We start from the raw sequence: 3,011 nt of genomic DNA, 5'->3' as shown, positions 1-3,011 counted from the left end.
GTCCCCGACCCCGCGGCCGACCCCGCGGCCGACCCCGCGGCCGACCCCGCCGCCGTGCCGGCGTGGTCGGCCACGGTCCTGGGCTACCCCCGCATCGGCCCGCGCCGGGAGGCGAAGAAGGCGCTGGAGGCGCTGTGGGCCGGGCAGGCCGACGTCGCCGCCACCGAGCGGGCGCTGGCCGCCGTGCGCGCGCGCACCGTGCGCCGCCTGAACGAGCTGGGCCTGCGCGCCCACGACGCCTCCATCCCCTCCGCGTCCTCCGCCTACGACCACGTCCTGGACGCGGCGATCGCGCTGGGCGCGGTGCCCGCGCGCTTCGCCGACGTCGTGGGCGAGGACGGCCGCGTCGACCTGGCGGGCCTGTCGACGATCGCCCGCGGCCGCGGCGCCGACGCGCCGCTGGAGATGACGAAGTGGTTCGACACGAACTACCACTACCTCGTCCCGGAGGTCGGGCCGGACACCGCGTTCCGCTTCGCCGACGACCGCGGCGTGCGGGAGTTCTCCGAGGCGCTGGCCGACGGCTTCCTCACCCGCCCCGTGCTCGTCGGGCCGGTGACGTTCCTGCTGCTGTCCAAGGCGGCCGCCGGCAGCCCCGACGGCTTCGCGCCGATCGAGCGGCTGGACGACCTGCTGCCGGTCTACGCCGAGCTGCTGGCCGCCTACGCGGCCGCCGGCGCGGCGTGGGTGCAGCTGGACGAGCCCGCCCTGGTGAGCGACTCCGCCACCGCCGGCGTGGACGGGCTCGCCGAGCTGGTGCGCTCCGCGTACGGGGCCCTCACCGCCGCCCCCGGGCGCCCGCGGCTGCTCGTGGCCGCCCCCTACGGCGACCTCGGCGAGCTGCTGGAGCCGCTGGCCTCCACCGCCGTCGAGGGTCTGGCCCTGGACCTGGTGCGCGGGGCCGCCCCGCGGCGCGCGCCGCGGGGCCTGGCCGGCAAGACCCTCGTGGCCGGCGTCGTGGACGGTCACAACGTCTGGCGCACCGACCTGGGCGCGGCGCTGGCGCTGCTGCAGGAGCTGCAGCCGCTGGCCGGCACCGTCGTCACCTCCACCTCCACCTCGCTGCTGCACGTCCCGCACGACGTCGCCGACGAGACGGGCCTGGACCCCGGGCTGCGCGGCTGGCTCGCCTTCGCCGACCAGAAGGTCGACGAGGTCGTGCTGCTCGGGCGGGCGCTGCGCGAGCCCGGCGCGCACGCCGGGGCGATCGCCGCCGGGTCCGCGGCGCGAGCCGACCGCCTCGGCGCGCCCGGCGCGGTGCGCCCCGAGGTCCGCGCGCGCCTGGCCGCCCTGGGGCCGCAGGCGCTGCAGCGCAGCGACTACGCGGTGCGCCGCGCCGCGCAGGAGAGCGCGCTGGGCCTGCCGCTGCTGCCCACCACGACCATCGGGTCCTTCCCGCAGACCGCGGAGATCCGCGCCGCGCGCGCCGCGCGCACGGCCGGGCGCCTGTCGCAGGAGCAGTACGAGGAGTTCCTGCGCGCCGAGGTGGACCGCGTGATCGCGCTGCAGGAGGAGCTCGGCCTGGACGTCCTCGTCCACGGCGAGCCCGAGCGCAACGACATGGTGCAGTACTTCGCCGAGAACCTCGACGGGTTCGCGGTGACGCGGCACGGCTGGGTGCAGTCCTACGGCTCGCGCTGCGTGCGCCCGCCGATCCTGTGGGGCGACGTGTCGCGCCCGGCGCCGATCACCGTGCCGTGGAGCGCGCACGCCGCCTCCCGCACCACCAGGCCCGTCAAGGGCATGCTCACCGGTCCGGTGACGATCCTGGCGTGGTCGTTCGTGCGCGACGACCAGCCGCTGGGCGACACCGCCCGCCAGGTCGCCCTGGCCCTGCGCGACGAGGTCGCCGACCTGGAGGCCGCCGGCATCGGCATCGTGCAGGTCGACGAGCCGGCGCTGCGCGAGCTGCTGCCGCTGCGCCGCGCCGACCAGCCCGCCTACCTGGAGTGGTCGGTGGCCGCGTTCCGGCTGGCCACCGCCGGCGCCGCCGACGCCACGCAGGTGCACACCCACCTGTGCTACTCGGAGTTCGGCGAGGTCATCGACGCCATCGACGGCCTGGACGCCGACGTGACGAGCATCGAGGCGGCCCGCTCGCGCATGGAGGTCCTGCCCGACATCGCCCGCGCCGGGTTCGCCCGCGGCATCGGGCCCGGCGTGCACGACATCCACTCCCCGCGGGTGCCCAGCCGGGAGGAGGTCACCGAGCTGCTGCGGCTGGCGGTGTCCTCCGTGCCCGCGCGCCAGGTGTGGGTCAACCCCGACTGCGGCCTGAAGACCCGCGGGTACGCCGAGACGGTGCCCGCGCTGCGCCACCTCGTCGCGGCCGCCGGGCAGGTGCGCGCCGAGCTGGCCGCCGCGCCCGTCCCGGCGCTGTGAGACGGGGCCGGCCCGCACCCGCGCGGGTGCGGGCCGGCCACCGCGGCGGGCGGAGCCTCAGCTCGCCAGCGGGGTGAGCACCTCCGCGCGCACCGACGTCACCAGCTCCCGCACCCGCTCCAGGAACCGCGCCGTCGCCGGCCGGGCCTCGTGGGCCGCGTGCGCCTCGCGGTCGGCGTACTCCTCGTAGAACAGCCGGGCCAGCGGCTCGCCCTCCACGCGGTGCGGGACGTAGGTGAGCGTCCCGGGTTCCTCGGCGAGGATGCCGGGCAGCGTGCGGGCGACGAGCTCGTCGAACGCGGCGGCCGACTCCTCGTCGGGCAGGTCGAAGCGGACGGCGATGGCGAACACGGGACCTCCGTGGTGGTCGGGGGAGCCGAGCATCCCCGCCGCGCGCGGGCGCCGCCACCCGGGGCGGCGGGCCTCAGCGGTACCGGTCCAGGCGGCGCAGCGCCCGCTGCCGCCACGCCTCGGTGCGCTCCAGGTCGTTGAAGGTGAACACGTGCAGGCCCGCCAGGTGGTGCCCGGGGGCGCCCAGCTCGCCGGCCAGGCCCTGCAGGACCGGGCCGGGGTCGTAGCCGTGCGGGGTGAAGAACCGCCGCAGCAGCCCCGGCTGCCCGCGCAGGAAC

At 77.7% G+C, this 3,011-nt stretch carries 2 protein-coding genes and 1 pseudogene; 1 reads left to right on the top strand and 2 read right to left on the bottom strand.

The features are described 5' to 3' along the window. Positions 1–54: 54 nt before the first annotated feature. On the top strand, positions 55–2,382 hold the full coding sequence (gene metE / locus GTR00_RS17985; RefSeq protein ID WP_166612951.1) for a 5-methyltetrahydropteroyltriglutamate--homocysteine S-methyltransferase: 2,328 nt from the start codon (positions 55–57) through the stop codon (positions 2,380–2,382). Positions 2,383–2,439: 57 nt separating this feature from the next. On the opposite strand, the gene GTR00_RS17980 is transcribed toward metE, so the two are convergent. Together GTR00_RS17980 and GTR00_RS17975 are read right to left on the bottom strand one after the other, a co-directional pair. Next, on the bottom strand, positions 2,440–2,733 hold the full coding sequence (locus tag GTR00_RS17980) for a putative quinol monooxygenase (RefSeq protein WP_166612950.1): 294 nt from the start codon (positions 2,731–2,733) through the stop codon (positions 2,440–2,442). A gap of 73 nt (positions 2,734–2,806) precedes the next feature. Further along, positions 2,807–3,011 (bottom strand): annotated as a pseudogene (locus tag GTR00_RS17975) (methylenetetrahydrofolate reductase); the annotation flags it as partial.

It is taken from the genome of Kineococcus indalonis, assembly GCF_009906395.1.
Taxonomy (GTDB): domain Bacteria; phylum Actinomycetota; class Actinomycetes; order Actinomycetales; family Kineococcaceae; genus Kineococcus; species Kineococcus indalonis.
The sequence above is the reverse complement of the archived record's forward strand: the minus strand, read 5'-3'. Positions and strand labels throughout refer to the sequence as shown.